The sequence below is a fragment of the Marinobacter mobilis genome, from assembly GCF_900106945.1.
Taxonomy (GTDB): Bacteria; Pseudomonadota; Gammaproteobacteria; order Pseudomonadales; family Oleiphilaceae; genus Marinobacter; species Marinobacter mobilis.
Genome location: NZ_FNNE01000001.1, coordinates 505,168 through 522,668, shown reverse-complemented (window position 1 = coordinate 522,668; position 17,501 = coordinate 505,168). Strand labels below are relative to the sequence as shown.

The window sequence follows — 17,501 nt, the reverse complement described above, 5'->3', positions numbered from 1 at the left end:
CCGTCCGTCAGAGATCAGGGAGCAGTAACATGGAATCCCAAAAGCAGTTCAAGCGGCGCTTCAGCTTCGAGTTTTTCCCGCCCAAGACCGACCAGGGCAAGGACAAACTCCAGGTTGTCCGCGACCGCCTGGCCGGGGTGAACCCGGACTTCTTCTCGGTAACCTTCGGCGCGGGTGGCTCCACCCGCGACCGCACCGTCGAAACCGTACTTAACCTGCACAAGCAGGGCATCTCCACGGCGCCGCACCTGTCGTGCGTCGGCGGTACCCGCGAGAGCGTAGCGGAGCTGTTGGACCTGTATAAGGCCAACGGTATCAACCGCATTGTTGCCCTGCGCGGCGACCTGCCGTCCGGTATGGGCGCATCCGGTGAGTTGCGTTATGCCAACGAACTGGTGGAATTTATCCGTGAACACAGCGGCGACACGTTCAACATCGAAGTGGCGGCCTATCCGGAATTCCACCCCCAGGCCAGGAACGCCGAAGATGACCTGAAGAACTTTGCCCGCAAAGTACAGGCCGGTGCCAACAGCGCCATTACCCAGTACTTCTTCAATCCGGACAGTTACTTCTACTTCATCGACCGGCTCGAGAAGATGAACGTGACCATTCCGGTGGTGCCGGGCATCATGCCCATCGTCAACTTCTCCAGCCTGGTGCGGTTCTCCGACATGTGTGGTGCCGACATTCCTCGCTGGATCCGTAAGCAGCTCGAAGCTTATGGCGACGACACCGACAGCATCCGCAAGTTTGGTGAGGAAGTGATCACTGACATGTGCCAGAAGCTGCTGGACGCCGGCGTTCCCGGCCTCCATTTCTACACGCTCAACCAGGCAGAGCCGAGCATCAATATCTGGCAATACCTGGGGATCAGCGAGCGCGAGAAGATCGCTTTCTGAGGCTGCCCCAGAGGGCCTTCCCCAGCCGGGAAAGGCCCTTCTCTCCCCGCCAAGATTCTGCTACCGGCCAGCCATGGTCTACACTTCCCAGATAAGCCATTCGCAATAATCCGCCGGGCACCATGATCTGACAGGGAGTTCAGCCATGAGCAAACAATGGCTCCGAACCGTTGTCGCGGTCTCCTTTTTCGCGACTGCCGGAAACGTCAATGCAGACACCCTGCATGTCGTGACCGACCCCAGCTTTGTCCCCTTTGAAATGATGGATCCGGATTCCGGACAGATGACCGGCTTCGATATCGATATCCTTACCGAAATCGCCAGCCGCGCAGGTTTTGATTACCAGCTCACAACCCGGGATTTCAACGACATCATTCCGTCCCTGCAAGCCGGCACGGCGGATATTGCCATTGCCGGCATCACCATTACGGGCGAGCGGCAGGCCATCATCGACTTTTCACAGCCCTATTACGACTCCGGATTGCGCATTCTGGTCCGTAAAGACGATGACCAGATCGCGGGCCTTGAGGACCTGAACGGTTTGAGGGTGGGCGCAAAAATCGGCAGTACCGGGTATGACTTCCTGCTGTCCAGCCTGAATGATCACAGCGGCGTGGCCGCTTATCCGGGCAGTGCCGACATGTACAACGCGCTGATTTCCGACACGGTGGATGCCGTGGTCTTCGATGCGCCCAGCGTGGGCTTTTTCGCCCGCAACCAGGGCAAAGGACAGGTCAAGACGGTTGGCCCGCTCTATCAGAGCCAGCAGTACGGCATCGCGTTCAGAAAAGACAGTGAATGGGTAGACCGTGTGAATGCCGCTCTGGAGGAGATCCGGAATGACGGCACCTACCAGGCGGTCTATGAGAAGTGGTTCGACTCCCTGCCAGACGGCCAGCAGACGGTAAACCGCTGAGCCGGGAGTCAAACCTCAGGAACCGGTCGGGTTATCGGTTCTCGTTGATCAGCCCACGGCTGGCATTGTGTTCCTGTTCCATTTTGCTGCGGGAATCCTCCAGGATGAACGCCGCCACTTTTTTACCCACCAGCGGCAGGTCGCAATGGACATCCAGGCTCACATGATTGATGCAGGCATCGCCATTGCCCTGCAGGCGCATGTTGCCTTTGATCCGGACCGGCACGCCTTCCAGGTGCACCCGGTACTCGCAATGCCATTCCGCCTCATCTTTTCGGAACCAGTGTTCTTCCTGGCGAATCTTGTTCCACTCGCGATGGAAACTGGCAAGAATACCCGGCACAGCCATTGAGGACTTCACTTCACGACTGATCACCAGTTTGGCGGTCTGGTCGGTACGGCTCAGCTCTCTGATTTCCACATTGCGGGCTCCCACCTGATCATTCTTAGCGAGAATATGCCCTTCACTCAGAAACGCCCCCAGCACCTGCTCAACGCCGGCGTCGTAGGCGTGTGTTTGTTCCAACTGCATAAGTTGTCTCCGAAATTATTGTTTAGTCCATTGTGCGGTTGCCCGCCCGGTCGCGACATTGGCCGCTGGATCACCAGGCACTGGCAATGCAGCCACAGAGCTGGCATCGGACACCTAGCCAACAGTATGATGTGGGGTTTAATGACACCCACCGCCCTATTCAGAGGCCGAAAGGAGACCTGACCATGCGCAATGCAGAACTCGTCGCAAGAGACCTCAAAGCTGTCTGGCACCCCTGCACCCAGATGAAAGACCATGAATCCCTCCCCCTGATTCCGATCAAACGTGGTGACGGAGTCTGGCTTGAGGACTTCGAAGGCAACCGTTTTATCGACGCCGTCAGCTCATGGTGGGTAAACCTGTTTGGCCATGCCAACCCGCGCATCAACGCCGCCATCCAGGAACAGATTGGCCAGCTTGAGCATGTCATCCTTGCCGGCTTCAGCCATGAGCCAGTGGTTCGCCTTTCCGAACAGCTGGTTGAGGTGACGCCACCCGGACTCGACAAATGCTTCTATGCCGATAACGGCTCATCCGCCATCGAAGCGGCACTGAAGATGAGCTACCACTACTGGAAGAACCACGGCAAACCGGAGAAGAAAAACTTCGTCAATCTCAGCAACAGCTACCATGGCGAAACCCTCGGCGCCCTGGCTCTGGGCGATGTCGCCCTCTACAAGGACACCTACCAGCCGCTGCTGATGGAAGTGATTACCGCACCGTCACCGGACGCCTATAACAAGGAAGAGGGCGAAACCGACGAGGCCTACGCCCTGCGCCAGTTCGAGGCCATGGAGCAGATCCTCGCAGAACGCCACAACGAAATCTGTGCGGTGGTGGTCGAACCGCTGATCCAGTGCGCCGGTCACATGCGCATGCACCATCCGATCTACCACACCAAGCTGCGTGAAGCCTGCGACCGTTATGGGGTTCACCTGATTGCCGATGAGATCGCGGTGGGCTTTGGCCGCACCGGCACCCTGTTCGCCTGCGAACAGGCCGACATCACCCCAGACTTCATGTGCCTGTCAAAAGGACTGACCGCCGGCTATCTGCCACTGTCCGTGGTGCTGACCAGCAACAAGGTGTACGACGCCTTCTACGACGACTACGAAACCATGCGGGCGTTCCTGCACTCCCACAGTTACACCGGCAATCCCATTGGCTGCGCGGTGGCACTGGCAACCCTCGACATTTTCCGCACCGATCAGGTCATCGAGAACAACCGGCGTCTGTCGGCGTGCATGGCCGAGTCGGTCGCACACCTGGCTGACCACCCCAATGTAGGCGACATCCGTCAGCACGGCATGACTCTGGCCATCGAAATGGTGAAAGATAAAGCCAGCAAGACGGCTTTCCCTTGGCAGGAACGCCGGGGACTGCGCGTCTACCAGCATGCCCTGACCCGCCAAGCCCTGCTCCGCCCCCTGGGCAACGTGGTCTACTTTATGCCGCCGTATGTGATCACCGAGGAGCAGATTCGCCACCTCGCCCAGGTCGCCAGCGAAGGCATAGATATCGCTGTTCGAGACTGACCCATGAGAATCCCCAGAATCTATTCCCCGATCCCGTTAGTGGCCGGGCAGACCCTTGCCCTTGAGGAGAACGCCGCCCAGCATGTTGGCCGCGTACTGCGCATGCAGGCCGGAGAGGCCTTGGAACTGTTCAATGGTGACGGCCATGATTACCCGGCCACCATCACCACGGTGGGCAAGCGGGAGGTGACCGTCACCCTGGGCGAACCTCGCCGCAATGACAGCGAGTCGTCACTGAAACTGGTACTGGGGCAAACCCTGTCGAAGGGTGACCGCATGGATTATGCCATCCAGAAAAGCGTCGAGATGGGGGTCACCACCATCGTACCGCTGGTGAGCGAGCGCTGTGACGTGCGCCTGAAAGGCGACCGCGAAGACAAACGGCTTCGTCACTGGCGGGGCGTTGCCATCAGCGCAGCGGAGCAATGCGGCCGGGCTGTTGTGCCTGAGATCACCCAGGTCATGACCCTGGAGCAATGGTTTGACTACACCCGTTCAGCCCCGGTGCGTCTGGTGCTGCATCACCGCTCCAGCCAGTCCCTGGAAGCTCTGGCCCGACCGGAAGAAGTCGCCCTGATGATTGGGCCGGAGGGCGGCCTGAGCACCAGCGAAATTGTCGCGGCAGAAGCCCAGGGATTCCTGGCGACAACGCTAGGGCCCAGAGTATTGCGTACCGAAACAGCCCCTGTGGCCGCCATCGCTCTATGCCAGTGGCTGTGGGGGGATTACCGGGAGAAAGCCGGGCTCCAGTGACCGTCGATGACTATGCCGTCCTGACCGTTTCGTCGGCTTAGTCATTGACAAGGTTACCTGCCAGACAACATTATCCTGCGATTGCGTCAACAACCCTTAACCACAGCATGCCTGGCTGGGGACGCTTCCGAGGCACGGCAGCCCGGACATAGAGAACACTAAAACGATAAAACAACACGTGAGTTCCTGATGACGAATCTCTTAACTCAGGCAGAGTTCTGGCAGTACCTCAGTATTCCTGTCGTTGCCGCCCTGATTGGCTGGAGTACCAACTGGCTGGCAATAAAAATGACGTTTCTCCCGCTGGAATTCGTTGGCCGCCCCCCTTTGCTCGGCTGGCAGGGCATTATCCCGTCCAAGGCTCGGAAGATGGCCTCGATCAGCGTGGATGCCACCATCTCCAAAATCGGTACCGTTCAGGAAATCTTTCAGCAGATCGACCCCAAAGTGCTGGCCGCCCATGTGCTTGAGACCGTTGACCCGCGGGTTGAGGAATACGTCGATGACATGATGCTCCAGGAGTACCCGACCTTCTGGGAGAACCTGCCGATGTCTGCGCGCCGTATGGTCTATGACCGGGTGCGCAAGTCGATGCCACAGCAGATCGACAAGCTGGTTGACGACATTTCAGACAACATCGAGGCGTTGCTGGACATCAAGGGGATGGTCATTGAAAAGCTGGTGGCCGACAAGCAACTGCTGAACCGCATCTTCCAGGAATGCGGTGAGGTGGAGTTCCGCTTCATCATCAACTCCGGCCTGTACTTCGGTTTCCTGTTCGGTCTGGTACAGATGGGGGTCTGGTATTTCTACCAGGGCTGGTGGGTACTGCCCGTGTTTGGCCTGCTGGTTGGCTGGGCCACTAACTGGATTGCCCTGAACGTGATCTTCCGCCCCCTGCACCCTAAAAAGTTCGGTCCTATCAAGATCCAGGGCCTGTTCCTGCGGCGCCAGGATGCCGTGGCCGAGTCCTTCTGCCACATCGTTACCCACGAAATCCTGACCGTTGGCAACATCATCAACGCGATTCTTAACGGCGCCAACGGCGAACGCGCCCGCAACATGGTCAAAAAACACATCAAGCCATTGGTGGATGAAACCGCTGGCATGGCCAAGGCCCTGACCCAAATGGCGTTTGGCCCCACCGGTTTCGCGACCCTGAAGAACCAGGTCGGCGAAAAAGCCATCGAGATCTCACAGAATTCCTTCAACAACCCGGTGTTTCAGAAAGATCGTGCCGAAGCGGTGAAGTCCATTATGGTTGAACGTATGGTGGCCCTGTCTTCGGAGGAGTTTCAGGACCTATTGCGGCCCTGTTTCCAGGAAGATGAGATCAAGCTGATTCTGGTGGGCGCATTCCTTGGTTTCGCCGCGGGCGTGTGCCAGTTCTTCTTTGTGTTCGGACAATCGCTGACGGCGCTCTGAGCGCTATCCCTGCTGGCCGTCAAACTGTGCTGTTCCGGGCCTCAAGGCCCGGGCCACGTGACTTAAGCCTCTCTCGACGCCCGGAAGCCATGCTCACAAGGCCCACCACACAGTGGTGAGCCGGCTCCGGGAAACAGCCGCTGACATGAGCCCGTCAGTCGACTACGGCCTCCTCCCCGTTCTCCAGCACCTGCGCCAGGGTCAGCTCACCGTGTGGCACTGGCCTCTCAACGACAAAGTCCGGCAATACTCGGGGTAACCGCGTAACTATCCGTTCATCGTCGCGACGGGACGTCTGCAGGATATCCTGAATGGTAATGGTATCCAGTGAGCGCCCCGGCACCAGCAAGTCACCACGTTCACCCGCCAGAATCAACAGTCCCGCCTTGATCAGTTTGTCACTGGCGGCACGGGTAATTTCAGCAGGAATACGCAATTGCGCCTCAAGCGCTTCCTGCTGGGGTGCCGGCTGACCTTTGCTGAATGGCTTGGCCACCAGCCACATCAGCACCAGACTGACGTGTTCCTGCAACTCCGGCGATACCTGAACCTTCGCGTGTTTGGAGATCGCCCCGGGATTTTGCAGGTAGTAGGTAATGCTCGCCCCCAGCAACAGGATCATCCAGTTCACGTAGACCCAGATCAGCAGGATGATGCCGATGGCAAAACTGGAATAGATCGCGGCGTACTGGGCGGATCCGGCGACAAAAGATGCAAACAGGAACCCCGCGGCCTGCCAGGTGATACCGGCGATCAGCCCGCCTATCAGGGCATAGTGCAGCTTCACCCGGGTGTTCGGCATGAAGATGTAGACGAACGTAAAGGCACCGACCACCAGGAAAAACGGCATCAGCCGGCTAACGGTCACGATGGCCGAGCCGAATGGCTCGATCTCCATCAGTTTGACCACGAACGAGGACGACAGAATGGTCGCGGTCAGGCCGATCGCTGCCGCCATCAACAGTGGCCCCACCATGATCACACTGAGGTAATTGCTGAACCGCTGAGCCATGGAGCGCATCTGCGGAACCCGCCAGATCACGTTGAAGGATCGCTCGATTTTCTGGACCAGGGAAATGACCGTATAAACCAGCAAGGCCAGCCCCACCGACCCCAGCACCCCCACTTTCATGTTGTCGACGAAACCCAGGATCCGCTCTCCCAACTCGACCCCCTGCACGCCCATCGGCTCGAAAAACTGGAACAGTAGCGGCTCCAGTTTTTCGTGGACACCCATCGCCTTTAACACGGAGAAGCTCAGGGCCAGCAAGGGCACAATACTCAGCAAGGTCGTGTAGACAAGGCTCATGGCGTGCAGCGCCAGGTTCCCACTCAACAGGTCACGAACCAGCGCATAGGTGACCCTCCCGACCCGGTACAGCCACGTCCATGGCCGACTTTCTGGCGGATTCGGGTTGGCCAGTATCCAGTTCTCGGCGGCTTGCAGTCGCTGTTTAATTGAAGTTGTAGTCACACAATGTCCTGTTGTCTGTTAACGATCAATTGCACCCCGGCGCAGCACAGAGCAGGCCTGCACCAGCCCACCCGGGAACTACACCACATAACCCACACTGGAGCCGGATCGCACCGCCGCCAGGTTATTCGCAGTAATCCCCACGATTCGCTGGCGCGCCTCACGACTGGCCCAGGCGGAATGGGGGGTAATGATCAGGTTCGGAATATCGTCTGCCAGCAGCGGGTTGCCATGGCGCGGCGGTTCTTCGGTGAGTACGTCAAAGCCGGCACCACCAATAACCCCGGCTCTCAGCGCATCCGCCAGGGCCTGCTCATCCACCAGCCCGCCTCGGCTGGTATTGATCAGCAAGGCATCGGATTTCATCTGGCGCAACTCCTCGGCGCCGATCATGTTTCGGGTCTCGTCTGTCAGCAGGCAATGCAGTGACAGCACATCGGCCTGAGGCAACAACTCCGCGAGCGGCACCCGCAGGTAGCCGTCAACTTCACCCGCCGCCTGGCCGGGTCTTGCCCCCAGCACAACGTTCATGCCGAACGCCCGGGCACGTTCAGCCACACCCTGTCCCAGGTCACCATAACCAATGATACCGAGGGTGCGCCCTTCCAGTTCCATGATCGGGTGATCCATCAGGCAAAACATGTCACTGCGTCCCCAACGCCCGGACTGGACATCCCGCTGATAGTCCAGCAGCCGGGTTGCCAGGGCCAACATCAGCGCCATGGTGTGCTGGGCCACGGTTGAACGACCATAATTGACCACATTGACCACCCGGACACCATGATCCCTGGCCGCCTCAAGATCGATGTTATTGACCCCGGTGGCGACCACCGCAACCAGCTTGAGCCCGGGACAGGCCGCAAACTGTTCCCGACCGATCACCACCTTGTTGGTGAGCACGGTGTCAAACCCCTGCAGACGCTCAATGACCTGCTCCGGTGCCGTACGATCGTGGCTGACCAGGCGATCGACGACCTCCGTAACCGGGGACAGATCAACATCGTCCCCCAGGGTAATGGCATCCAGAAAAACTGCGTTCATCCGGCGATCCCTTCTCTCTAATCCCCAAGTGCATTTCAGACCAGCTTACACAGATTCCCGCTGCCCCTGAATAAGTCTATGACATTCCTTGTTTTCAGGGACACCTATGGATAATGGACAACACACCGCAAGGTTTCCAAAATCACTACCAGCCCGGTCATGATGTTATAGACTGGTTAACAGCCTTCACTCATTTTCGACAGGAACCGTCATGGAACATGAATTCTGGCACAAGCGTTGGGCCAACCAGGAAATCGGCTTTCACGAAGGTACCGTCAACCAGTTTCTGCGCGACCACTGGTCACTGATGGTCAGCAATAATGATGACGGGGTGCTGGTGCCGCTGTGCGGGAAATCCCACGACATGTGGTGGCTGAACGACCTCGGCCACCCGGTCATCGGGGTGGAGCTCAGCGATATTGCCTGCAAGGATTTTTTTGCGGAATCAGAAGAGAAGGCGACGGTACATCCGGGAGAACCGTTCAACAAGTATCGTCACGACAGCCTTGAATTATGGTGTGGCGATTTTTTCCAGCTGGTACCCGACGATCTGAAGAACGTCCGGCTGGTGTACGACCGGGCAGCGTTGATTGCCTTACCGCCGGCCATGCGCAAGACATACGTCGAGCACCTGACAGCGATTCTGCCGGACGGCTCCCATATTCTGTTGATCACCCTGGATTACAACAGCGAGGAAATGCAGGGGCCGCCGTTCAATGTCAGTGACGCCGAAGTGCGCGCGTTGTTCGGTGAGGATTACGATGTGGAACAGCTGCTGAAACAGGATATGGCCAGGGATAATCCCTTTGCCAAACGCCGCGGCCTCCGCAGCGGCGCCACCGAAAGTGTGTTCCGGCTGAGCAAGCTGTAACGGCGGATTAACACCTCCGAGCAGAGCCCTACTCGGCGGCGCCCTACAACTCCCGGGCCTGCAGGCGAAAACGGCTGCGCTGGTCCGGGGCCAATACGTGCCGGGCCATGTCGGGCTCGCAGGCACCAAACAACTCGAAGTTGTGGCGGCCTTCCCGCAGTGTCAGGCCGTGATTCGGCCCCGACGGGGCATCCGGCTCATCGATATCCTGGCCGTCATCCTCCCAGAAACACACCGGACAGATCTGATAACTGCCTCGCTCCGCCAGCGCGATGTAATCGCAGCAGGGGCACTGTGCCCGCGGTTCAGGTACGACCGGCCCGTCCCATTGCATGTCCTTGTTGCCGAAACGGCTTTTAATCCAGTTAAGCATGATGCGTTCCAGTCATCCGTTGGCGAGAATCCAGATCGCGGGCAAGTGTACCGTTTTCCCGTGCTGATGTTGACGGCACCGCAGCCCGAAAATCGCGTTCACCAGAGCCAATCCGGAGAGGTTTTCAGCGCCACAATTGGTTACTGAAATTCGCGAAACAAAACGGAAAGCTCGCTGTCCAATGACCAAAGACTGAACTAAGCTGAAAATGTTGGCGACGGTTTTTCGAAAGGAAATTTCGCCCCGCCAGCGCCAAATCCCACCGATAAAAAAAACTTCAAACGCCCAAGGCGTTGCCAACGAACGGGGAATGATGAGTGGATCATAAATAACAGACAGGACAGGTGAACACTGACATCCAGCACCGCTTACACCCACGCGGGTTCAGCTGTCCGGTCTCAAGAGCGAGGGGCAACCATGAGCATAGTGCAGCATTTCAAGACACGGTATGACGGAACCCAGGAGGAAGAGTATTCCCTGGAGGAATACCTGGAGATCTGCAAACGGGACAAAGCCGCGTACGCCACGGCAGCGGAAAGGATGCTATTGGCCATTGGCGAGCCAGAGCTGGTTGACACCTCCAGAGACACCCGTCTGTCGCGGATTTTCTCCAACAAGGTCATCAAACGCTACCCGGAGTTCTCCGAGTTCTACGGCATGGAAGAAGCCGTGGAAAACATCGTGTCCTTCTACCGCCACGCCGCTCAGGGCCTGGAGGAGAAGAAACAGATCCTGTACCTGCTCGGCCCGGTCGGTGGGGGTAAGAGCTCTCTGGCCGAGAAGCTCAAGCAATTGATGCAGAAGGTGCCTTTTTACGCAATCAAGGATTCCCCGGTCAACGAGTCGCCCCTCGGACTCTTTGACCCGGATGAAGACGGGCCGATTCTGCAGGAAGAGTTCGGCATTCCCCGCCGCTATCTGACCAACATCATGTCCCCCTGGGCAGTCAAGCGGCTGCATGAGTTCGGCGGCGACATCAGCAAGTTCCGGGTCATCAAGCGTTACCCGTCGATCCTCGACCAGGTTGCGGTGTCCAAGACCGAGCCCGGCGACGAAAACAACCAGGACATTTCGGCGCTGGTGGGCAAGGTCAATATCCGCATGCTGGAGGACTTCTCCCAGGATGATCCTGACGCCTACAGTTTCAGCGGCGGGCTCTGCCGCGCCAACCAGGGGCTGTTGGAGTTCGTGGAGATGTTCAAGGCACCGATCAAGGTGCTGCATCCGCTGCTGACCGCCACCCAGGAAGGCAACTACAACACCACCGAGGGCATGGGCTCGGTGCCGTTTGACGGCATCATCCTCGCCCACTCCAACGAATCCGAGTGGCAGACTTTCCGTAACAACAAACACAACGAAGCGTTCCTTGACCGGGTCTATATCGTCAAGGTGCCCTACTGTGTCCGGGTCACCGAAGAAATCGAGATCTACCAGAAGCTGCTGCACAACAGCTCCCTGACCGGCGCCCCCTGCGCACCGGACACCCTCAACATGCTGGCCCAGTTCTCGGTCCTGTCACGGATCAAAGAGCCGGAAAATTCCAGCGTATTCTCGAAGATGCGGGTCTATGACGGCCAGAACATCAAGGACACCGACCCCAAGGCCAAGTCTATCCAGGAGTACCGCGATTCGGCCGGGGTGAACGAGGGCATGGAGGGGTTGTCTACCCGCTTCGCGTTCAAGATTCTCTCCAAGGTGTTCAACTTCGACACCACCGAAGTGGCTGCAAACCCGGTGCACCTGCTGTATGTGCTTGAGAAGCAGATCGAACAGGAGCAGTTCCCCGGCGAAATCCAGGAACGCTACCTGAGGTTTATCAAAGAGTTCCTCGCGCCCCACTATGTCGAGTTCATCGGCAAGGAAATCCAGACAGCGTACCTGGAAAGCTACAGCGAATACGGCCAGAACCTGTTTGACCGTTACGTGACCTACGCCGACTTCTGGATCCAGGATCAGGAATACCGGGACCCCGAAACGGGCGAGATTCTCGACCGCTCGGCCATCAATGATGAGCTCGAGAAGATCGAGAAGCCCGCAGGCATCAGCAACCCGAAGGACTTCCGCAACGAGGTGGTCAACTTCGTCCTGCGGGCGCGGGCCAACAACCAGGGCCAGAACCCGTCCTGGCTGAGCTATGAAAAACTGCGCAGCGTAATTGAGAAGAAAATGTTCTCCAACACCGAGGACCTCTTGCCGGTCATTTCGTTCAATCCGAAAGCGAGTCAGGAAGACCAGAAGAAACACAAACAGTTCGTCGAACGTATGGTCGATCGCGGTTATACCGAGAAGCAGGTACGTCTGCTGGCCGAGTGGTACTTGCGGGTTCGCAAGTCCCAGTAAGGAGTCGCGCATGAAGACTCCTCGTGCTCGTGAACTTTCTGGCTATTACGGGGTGCAGTTATGGGGATGACCCACATTGTCGACCGACGACTGAACGGCAAGAACAAGAGCGCAGTGAACCGGGAACGGTTCCTGCGCCGCTATCGCCAGCACATCAAGAAAGCGGTGGCGGATGCGGTCCAGCGACGCTCGATCACCGACATCGAGCGGGGGGAAAACGTCAGCATTCCTTCCCGTGATATCCAGGAACCGGTGTTTCACCATGGTCAGGGGGGGCGACGGGAAATCGTCCATCCGGGCAACCGCGAATACGTGGCCGGCGACAGCATTCCTAAGCCCCCGGGCGGCGGGGGCGGTGGTGGGGGCGGCAAAGCCAGCCCCGACGGCGAAGGCATGGATGAGTTTGCCTTCCAGATTACCCAGGAGGAGTTTCTCGATTTCCTGTTCGATGATCTCGAACTGCCCAACCTTGCCCGCAAGAAACTCAAGGATACCGAAGCCTTTAAATACGTCCGCGCTGGCTACTCGACCCAGGGCATACCTGCCCGGCTCGATGTTGTACGGTCCCTGCGCGGCGCCCATGCCCGCCGGCTCAGTCTGGGCGGCGCGCGGCGACGAAAGGTGCGGGAACTGGAACGCCAACTGGCGGAACTGAAGAGCAACCCTCCGGAACCGGATCCGGCGTTCCGGATCGAGGACCAGATAGCCGCGCTAGAGGCCGAGATTGCCCGTCTCAAGGGCAACCTCAAACGCATCCCGTTCATTGACGATATCGACCTGCGTTTCCGCCAGCATCAGAAAAAACCGCAGCCGGCCACCAGCGCGGTGATGTTCTGCCTCATGGACGTCTCCGGTTCCATGACCCAGATGCACAAGGACATCGCCAAGCGCTTCTTTATCCTGCTGTATCTGTTCCTGAAAAAGAACTACAAGAAGATCGATGTGGTCTTCATTCGCCATCACACCAGCGCCAAGGAAGTGGATGAGGAGGAGTTTTTCTATTCCCGGGAAACGGGCGGCACCATTGTGTCCAGCGCCCTGAAACTGATGAAAAAGATCGTCGATGCCCGCTACTCCCCTGCGGAGTGGAACATCTACGCCGCGCAAGCGTCCGATGGCGACAACTGGAATGACGATTCCCCCGTCTGTGGCAAGTTGCTGCAGGACGGCATTCTGCCCCTGGTGCAGTACTTCGCCTACGTGGAGATCACCCCACAGGATCACCAGATGCTGTGGTACGAGTACGAAAAGGTCATGGCCCAGTCACCCAACAGCTTTGCCATGCAGCAGATTGCTGACGCCGGTGAGATCTACCCGGTATTCCGTCAGCTGTTTGAGAGGAAAGCGGCATGAGTGAGACCGTCGATCGCCCCCCCAAGAAACCGGCGCGGAAGCCACCCGCCCGCAACCCCATCTCCACTGGATCGGAGTGGACCTTTGAACTGATTGGCCGGTACGACGAAGAAATTGCCAAGTGCGCGGCAGAGTTCGGTATCGACACCTACCCAAACCAGATTGAGGTGATCAGCGCCGAGCAGATGATGGACGCTTACAGCTCGGTCGGCATGCCGGTGGGTTACCACCACTGGTCCTTCGGTAAGCAGTTCCTGAATACAGCCAAGGGCTATCAGCGTGGCCAGATGGGACTGGCCTATGAAATCGTGATCAACTCCGATCCCTGCATTGCCTACCTGATGGAAGAAAACACCCTGCCCATGCAGGCACTGGTGATTGCCCATGCCTGCTACGGTCACAATTCCTTTTTCAAGGGCAACTACCTGTTCCGCACCTGGACCGATGCCAGCGCCATCATTGACTATCTGGTGTTCGCCCGTAACTACATCGCTCAGTGCGAGGAGCGCCATGGCGTTGATGCCGTGGAGCAAATTCTCGATTCCTGCCACGCCCTGATGAACTACGGCGTTGACCGCTACAAGCGCCCTGCCCCCATTTCCGCCGCAGAGGAAGAACGCCGCCAGAAAGAACGGGAAGAATACCTGCAGCGCCAGCTCAACGATCTCTGGCGTACAATCCCCAAAAGCCAGGAGGACGAAGCCGACAGGGATCGCCGCAAACGGCGTTACCCGGAAGAACCCCAGGAAAACCTGCTCTACTTTATCGAGAAGAACGCCCCCTTGCTGGAAATCTGGCAGCGGGAAATCATCCGCATCGTGCGCAAGATCGCCCAGTATTTCTATCCCCAGCGACAGACACAGGTGATGAACGAGGGCTGGGCATCGTTCTGGCATTACACCCTGCTTAACCGGCTCTATGAGAAAGGTCTGGTCACCGACGGCTTCATGATGGAATTTCTGCAGAGCCACACGGCCGTGATCTATCAACCGCCGTTTAACAGCCCCTGGTATTCCGGCATAAACCCCTACACCCTGGGCTTTTCAATCTATTCCGATCTGCGCCGGATTTGTGAGAACCCGACTGAGGAAGACCGCCAGTGGTTCCCGGATTTCGCCGGAACCGACTGGGTGAAAACGCTCCATTTTGCCATGCAAAACTTCAAGGACGAGAGCTTCATCCAGCAGTTCCTCTCACCCAAGGTGATGCGGGACCTGAAACTGTTTGCTATCGAAAATGATGACCAGGCCGACGCTTACAAGGTAACCGCCATCCACGACGAACCCGGTTATCGGGTGCTGCGGGAAAAACTGGCGCGACAGTACAACCTCAGTTACCGGGAACCCAATATCCAGGTATGGAATGTCGACATTCGCGGTGATCGTTCACTGACCTTGCGTCATGTCCCGGTTGACCGCATTCCACTGGCTGAGGACACGGAAGAAGTACTGCGTCACACCCACAGACTTTGGGGATTCGATGTTCACCTCGAAAGCGTGGATGATGCTAAACTGGTACAAGAGTTCCATTGCCCGCCAAGGGACATGGATGAGGAACCTGATACCTGAGATTCACCCGTGAAATTTTTACTCGCTCTGGTTGCTTGGTGTCTAGCGGCACTTCCGGTGCGTGCGGACATTTATGCCGATGCCGCCGAACGCTGGCTCAATAATGAATTTACCGAATCAACCCTGACCCGCGAACAGCAACTGGATGAACTCGCCTGGTTCTCCCGTGCGGCCGCGCCCTACCGCGGCATGACCATTCGCGTGGTTTCCGAACGCATCGATACCCACACCTACGAATCCAATGTCCTGGCCCGAGCTTTCCGCGAGATCACCGGCATCCATGTTATTCATGAGGTGACCGGGGAGGATGACCTGGTCAAGAAGATCCGCGCGCAAATGGATACCGGTCTTAATATCTACGACGGCTACATTAACGACACCGACTTCATCGGCACCCACTTCCGCTATGGCAAGACCCTCGCCCTGTCAGACTACATGGAGGGAGACGGTGCCTCCGTCACCTTACCCACTCTGGATCTGGACGATTTCATTGGTCTGGCCTTCGGCACCGCCCCCGATGGCAAGCTTTATCAGCTCCCGGACCAGCAATTTGCCAATCTCTACTGGTATCGTCACGACTGGTTCAGCCGCCCCGATCTGCAAAAGCAGTTTGAGACCGAGTATGGCTACCCCCTGAATGTTCCTCAGAACTGGGCCGCTTACGAGGACATTGCCAGATTCTTCAGTGAGAAAGTGCGGTATATCGATGGCCAGCGTGTATGGGGCCACATGGACTATGGCCGCACCGACCCTTCACTGGGCTGGCGCATTTCCGATGCCTGGCTGAGCCTCGCGGGTGCGGGCGACAAGGGTCTGCCCAACGGACATCCGGTGGATGACTGGGGCATTCGGGTGGAAGGGTGCCATCCGGTTGGCGCCTCGGTCGCCCGGGGTGGAGCCCTTGATAGCCCGGCCGCCATCTACGCGGTCAGCAAATATGTGGACTGGCTTGAACAGTACGCCCCTCCGGAAGCCTTTGAACTGACGTTCAGTTCGTCGGGTGAATGGGTGGCCCAGGGTCAGGTGGCACAACAGGTATTCTGGTATACCGCCTTCATGCCGGCCCTGACTGCACCCAGCTCACAGGTTAACGGCAGTGATGGCAGACCTCTGTGGCGGGTGGCGCCGTCGCCCCGGGGGGCGTACTGGGAAGACGGCATGAAATCGGGCTACCAGGATGCCGGCGGCTGGACCTTTCTGACCAACACGCCGGCAGACCGGCTTGCGGCGGCCTGGCTGTATGCGCAATTTACAGTGTCCAAAACCGTGTCACTGCGAAAGCTTCTGGTCAGTCTGACACCGGTGCGAGCTTCCGACATTGAGTCCCGACAGTTTGGTGAGCAGGCGCCTTATCTGGGAGGGCTGGTGGAGTTTTACCGCAGCAACGCCCGTCATATCTGGACCCCCACGGGGGTTAACGTGCCCGATTACGCCGCCCTGTCTGGCTACTGGTGGCAGCAGCTCAGTCGGGTGCTACGCCATGAAGCCACACCCGCCGAGGCCATGACCGCCATGGCCCGGAATGTGGACCTGACACTGGAAGAACTGGGTAACAACGCCACCCTGAGCTGCGCGCCCCGCCTTGCAATCCCGCAGGAGGAAGAACTCTGGCTGCAGGCCCCCGGGGCACCGAAACCCGCACTTACCCGGGCCCCTCAACCGCTGACCCTGCCCTACCGGGAGGCCATCGAACAATGGTAACCCTGCTGCGCCTGGCCACTGTTGCCCTGTTCCTGTTCAATGCAGGCCTTGCCCGTGCCGAGGCACCACTCACCCTGATCAGCTTTGACTTCCCTCCGCTGGTTAACCAGCTTGAGGGTAATCAGGCGGATGGCTACGCCTATCGGGTCATTCAGCGGATGTTCGAGCTGGCGGGAGACGAGTTTGTACTGGAGTTCCAACCCCCTAAGCGGGCGCTGCGCAGCGCAATCAACCACCCTGGTACCTGCGCCTTCCCCATCGACCGTTCTCAGGAGCGTGAAACCAGTCTCAGCTGGATTGGCCCGGTATCGGTCTCCCGCCACGGCCTCTACAGTCATCCGGATCGCCCCCAGTCAATCGTTACCCTGAACGATGCCCGGCAGTGGCGTATTGGCAGTTATCTGGGAAGTGGTGTCGGGGAGTATCTGCAGGGGCAGGGATTCAACGTGCACCTGGCGTCAAAACCCTACCTCAGCCTGCTGATGCTGCAGGCCGGGCGGGTCGACCTATGGATTTCCGACACCCGGGCGGCGCCACTCACGGCCCGGGACCGGGGCATTGAACTGAACGAGCCGGAACTGGTGTTCTTCACTACCTTGCGTTCCATGGGTTGCAACACCAGCGTGCCCCAGGCGCGAATTCGCAAACTGGCGCAGGCCTTGCTGACGCTTTACCAGAACGGAGAGCTGGCCGATATCATGGCGCTGGAACCCTGATCAG

15 protein-coding genes are annotated in these 17,501 nt (G+C 58.2%); 11 read left to right on the top strand and 4 right to left on the bottom strand.

The genetic code is table 11. From position 1 onward, the window contains the following. The first annotated feature begins 29 nt into the window (after positions 1 to 29). Positions 30 to 899 carry a methylenetetrahydrofolate reductase [NAD(P)H] gene (gene metF / locus BLV11_RS02385; protein WP_091811326.1) on the top strand — a complete coding sequence of 290 codons (870 nt, stop codon included), beginning with the start codon at positions 30 to 32 and terminating at the stop codon, positions 897 to 899. A 145-nt stretch (positions 900 to 1,044) separates the two neighbouring features. Next, positions 1,045 to 1,815 carry a transporter substrate-binding domain-containing protein gene (locus BLV11_RS02380; protein ID WP_091811325.1) on the top strand — a complete coding sequence of 257 codons (771 nt, stop codon included), beginning with the start codon at positions 1,045 to 1,047 and terminating at the stop codon, positions 1,813 to 1,815. Positions 1,816 to 1,846: 31 nt separating this feature from the next. On the opposite strand, the gene BLV11_RS02375 is transcribed toward BLV11_RS02380, so the two are convergent. Then, complete coding sequence (locus BLV11_RS02375; RefSeq protein ID WP_091811324.1) at positions 1,847 to 2,347, bottom strand: DUF2505 domain-containing protein; 501 nt, start codon at positions 2,345 to 2,347, stop codon at positions 1,847 to 1,849. Positions 2,348 to 2,532: 185 nt separating this feature from the next. Here BLV11_RS02375 and BLV11_RS02370 point away from each other — a divergent pair, with 185 nt between their 5' ends. The 3 genes from BLV11_RS02370 to BLV11_RS02360 all read left to right on the top strand — a co-directional run bounded on the left by BLV11_RS02370 (position 2,533) and on the right by BLV11_RS02360 (position 6,060). Continuing rightward, a complete protein-coding gene (locus BLV11_RS02370; protein ID WP_091811323.1) occupies positions 2,533 to 3,882 on the top strand; it encodes an adenosylmethionine--8-amino-7-oxononanoate transaminase in 1,350 nt (449 codons plus the stop codon). Positions 3,883 to 3,885: 3 nt separating this feature from the next. Continuing rightward, positions 3,886 to 4,635 carry a 16S rRNA (uracil(1498)-N(3))-methyltransferase gene (locus tag BLV11_RS02365; RefSeq protein ID WP_091811322.1) on the top strand — a complete coding sequence of 250 codons (750 nt, stop codon included), beginning with the start codon at positions 3,886 to 3,888 and terminating at the stop codon, positions 4,633 to 4,635. Between the two features lie 189 nt (positions 4,636 to 4,824). Next, complete coding sequence (locus BLV11_RS02360) at positions 4,825 to 6,060, top strand: DUF445 domain-containing protein (RefSeq protein ID WP_091811321.1); 1,236 nt, start codon at positions 4,825 to 4,827, stop codon at positions 6,058 to 6,060. A 154-nt stretch (positions 6,061 to 6,214) separates the two neighbouring features. Here the strand turns inward: BLV11_RS02360 and BLV11_RS02355 are convergent, their stop codons facing one another. After that, positions 6,215 to 7,534, bottom strand: coding sequence for a YihY/virulence factor BrkB family protein (locus tag BLV11_RS02355; RefSeq protein WP_091811320.1), 1,320 nt, complete (start codon positions 7,532 to 7,534; stop codon positions 6,215 to 6,217). 78 nt (positions 7,535 to 7,612) lie between these two features. Further along, positions 7,613 to 8,575: a D-2-hydroxyacid dehydrogenase gene (locus BLV11_RS02350; RefSeq protein WP_091811319.1), complete on the bottom strand. Its 963-nt coding sequence runs from the start codon at positions 8,573 to 8,575 to the stop codon at positions 7,613 to 7,615. Between the two features lie 211 nt (positions 8,576 to 8,786). Here BLV11_RS02350 and tmpT point away from each other — a divergent pair, with 211 nt between their 5' ends. Beyond that, the gene (gene tmpT / locus BLV11_RS02345; protein ID WP_091811318.1) at positions 8,787 to 9,446 is read left to right on the top strand and encodes a thiopurine S-methyltransferase; all 660 of its coding nucleotides are present in this window, start codon (positions 8,787 to 8,789) and stop codon (positions 9,444 to 9,446) included. 43 nt (positions 9,447 to 9,489) lie between these two features. On the opposite strand, the gene BLV11_RS02340 is transcribed toward tmpT, so the two are convergent. After that, positions 9,490 to 9,819 (bottom strand): CPCC family cysteine-rich protein, encoded by a 330-nt coding sequence (locus BLV11_RS02340; protein ID WP_217634512.1) that lies wholly within the window; start codon positions 9,817 to 9,819, stop codon positions 9,490 to 9,492. 417 nt (positions 9,820 to 10,236) lie between these two features. Between BLV11_RS02340 and BLV11_RS02335 the strand changes: the two genes are divergently transcribed. The 5 genes from BLV11_RS02335 to BLV11_RS02315 are packed head-to-tail and all read left to right on the top strand — an operon-like array spanning position 10,237 to position 17,497. Beyond that, positions 10,237 to 12,159, top strand: coding sequence for a PrkA family serine protein kinase (locus BLV11_RS02335; protein ID WP_091811317.1), 1,923 nt, complete (start codon positions 10,237 to 10,239; stop codon positions 12,157 to 12,159). 60 nt (positions 12,160 to 12,219) lie between these two features. After that, entirely contained in the window at positions 12,220 to 13,512 is a 1,293-nt protein-coding gene (locus BLV11_RS02330) for a YeaH/YhbH family protein (RefSeq protein ID WP_091811316.1), read from the top strand. Further along, positions 13,509 to 15,080 (top strand): SpoVR family protein, encoded by a 1,572-nt coding sequence (locus BLV11_RS02325; protein ID WP_091811315.1) that lies wholly within the window; start codon positions 13,509 to 13,511, stop codon positions 15,078 to 15,080. The genes BLV11_RS02330 and BLV11_RS02325 overlap by 4 nt, the downstream gene beginning before the upstream one ends. Before the next feature lie 9 nt (positions 15,081 to 15,089). Beyond that, entirely contained in the window at positions 15,090 to 16,781 is a 1,692-nt protein-coding gene (locus BLV11_RS02320; protein ID WP_139173191.1) for an ABC transporter substrate-binding protein, read from the top strand. After that, the gene (locus BLV11_RS02315; protein WP_091811313.1) at positions 16,775 to 17,497 is read left to right on the top strand and encodes a substrate-binding periplasmic protein; all 723 of its coding nucleotides are present in this window, start codon (positions 16,775 to 16,777) and stop codon (positions 17,495 to 17,497) included. Before BLV11_RS02320 ends, BLV11_RS02315 begins: the two co-directional genes overlap by 7 nt. The last annotated feature ends 4 nt before the right edge of the window (positions 17,498 to 17,501 follow it).

Excerpts from the sequence above, each read along its gene's own strand:
- BLV11_RS02335 (WP_091811317.1), top strand. The coding sequence starts at position 10,237 with ATGAGCATAGTGCAGCATTTCAAGACACGGTATGACGGAACCCAGGAG.
- BLV11_RS02370 (WP_091811323.1), top strand. The coding sequence starts at position 2,533 with ATGCGCAATGCAGAACTCGTCGCAAGAGACCTCAAAGCTGTCTGGCAC.
- metF (WP_091811326.1), top strand. The coding sequence starts at position 30 with ATGGAATCCCAAAAGCAGTTCAAGCGGCGCTTCAGCTTCGAGTTTTTC.
- BLV11_RS02360 (WP_091811321.1), top strand. The coding sequence starts at position 4,825 with ATGACGAATCTCTTAACTCAGGCAGAGTTCTGGCAGTACCTCAGTATT.
- BLV11_RS02350 (WP_091811319.1), bottom strand. The coding sequence starts at position 8,575 with ATGAACGCAGTTTTTCTGGATGCCATTACCCTGGGGGACGATGTTGAT.
- BLV11_RS02330 (WP_091811316.1), top strand. The coding sequence starts at position 12,220 with ATGGGGATGACCCACATTGTCGACCGACGACTGAACGGCAAGAACAAG.
- BLV11_RS02365 (WP_091811322.1), top strand. The coding sequence starts at position 3,886 with ATGAGAATCCCCAGAATCTATTCCCCGATCCCGTTAGTGGCCGGGCAG.
- BLV11_RS02325 (WP_091811315.1), top strand. The coding sequence starts at position 13,509 with ATGAGTGAGACCGTCGATCGCCCCCCCAAGAAACCGGCGCGGAAGCCA.
- BLV11_RS02380 (WP_091811325.1), top strand. The coding sequence starts at position 1,045 with ATGAGCAAACAATGGCTCCGAACCGTTGTCGCGGTCTCCTTTTTCGCG.
- BLV11_RS02375 (WP_091811324.1), bottom strand. The coding sequence starts at position 2,347 with ATGCAGTTGGAACAAACACACGCCTACGACGCCGGCGTTGAGCAGGTG.
- BLV11_RS02315 (WP_091811313.1), top strand. The coding sequence starts at position 16,775 with ATGGTAACCCTGCTGCGCCTGGCCACTGTTGCCCTGTTCCTGTTCAAT.
- BLV11_RS02340 (WP_217634512.1), bottom strand. The coding sequence starts at position 9,819 with ATGCTTAACTGGATTAAAAGCCGTTTCGGCAACAAGGACATGCAATGG.
- tmpT (WP_091811318.1), top strand. The coding sequence starts at position 8,787 with ATGGAACATGAATTCTGGCACAAGCGTTGGGCCAACCAGGAAATCGGC.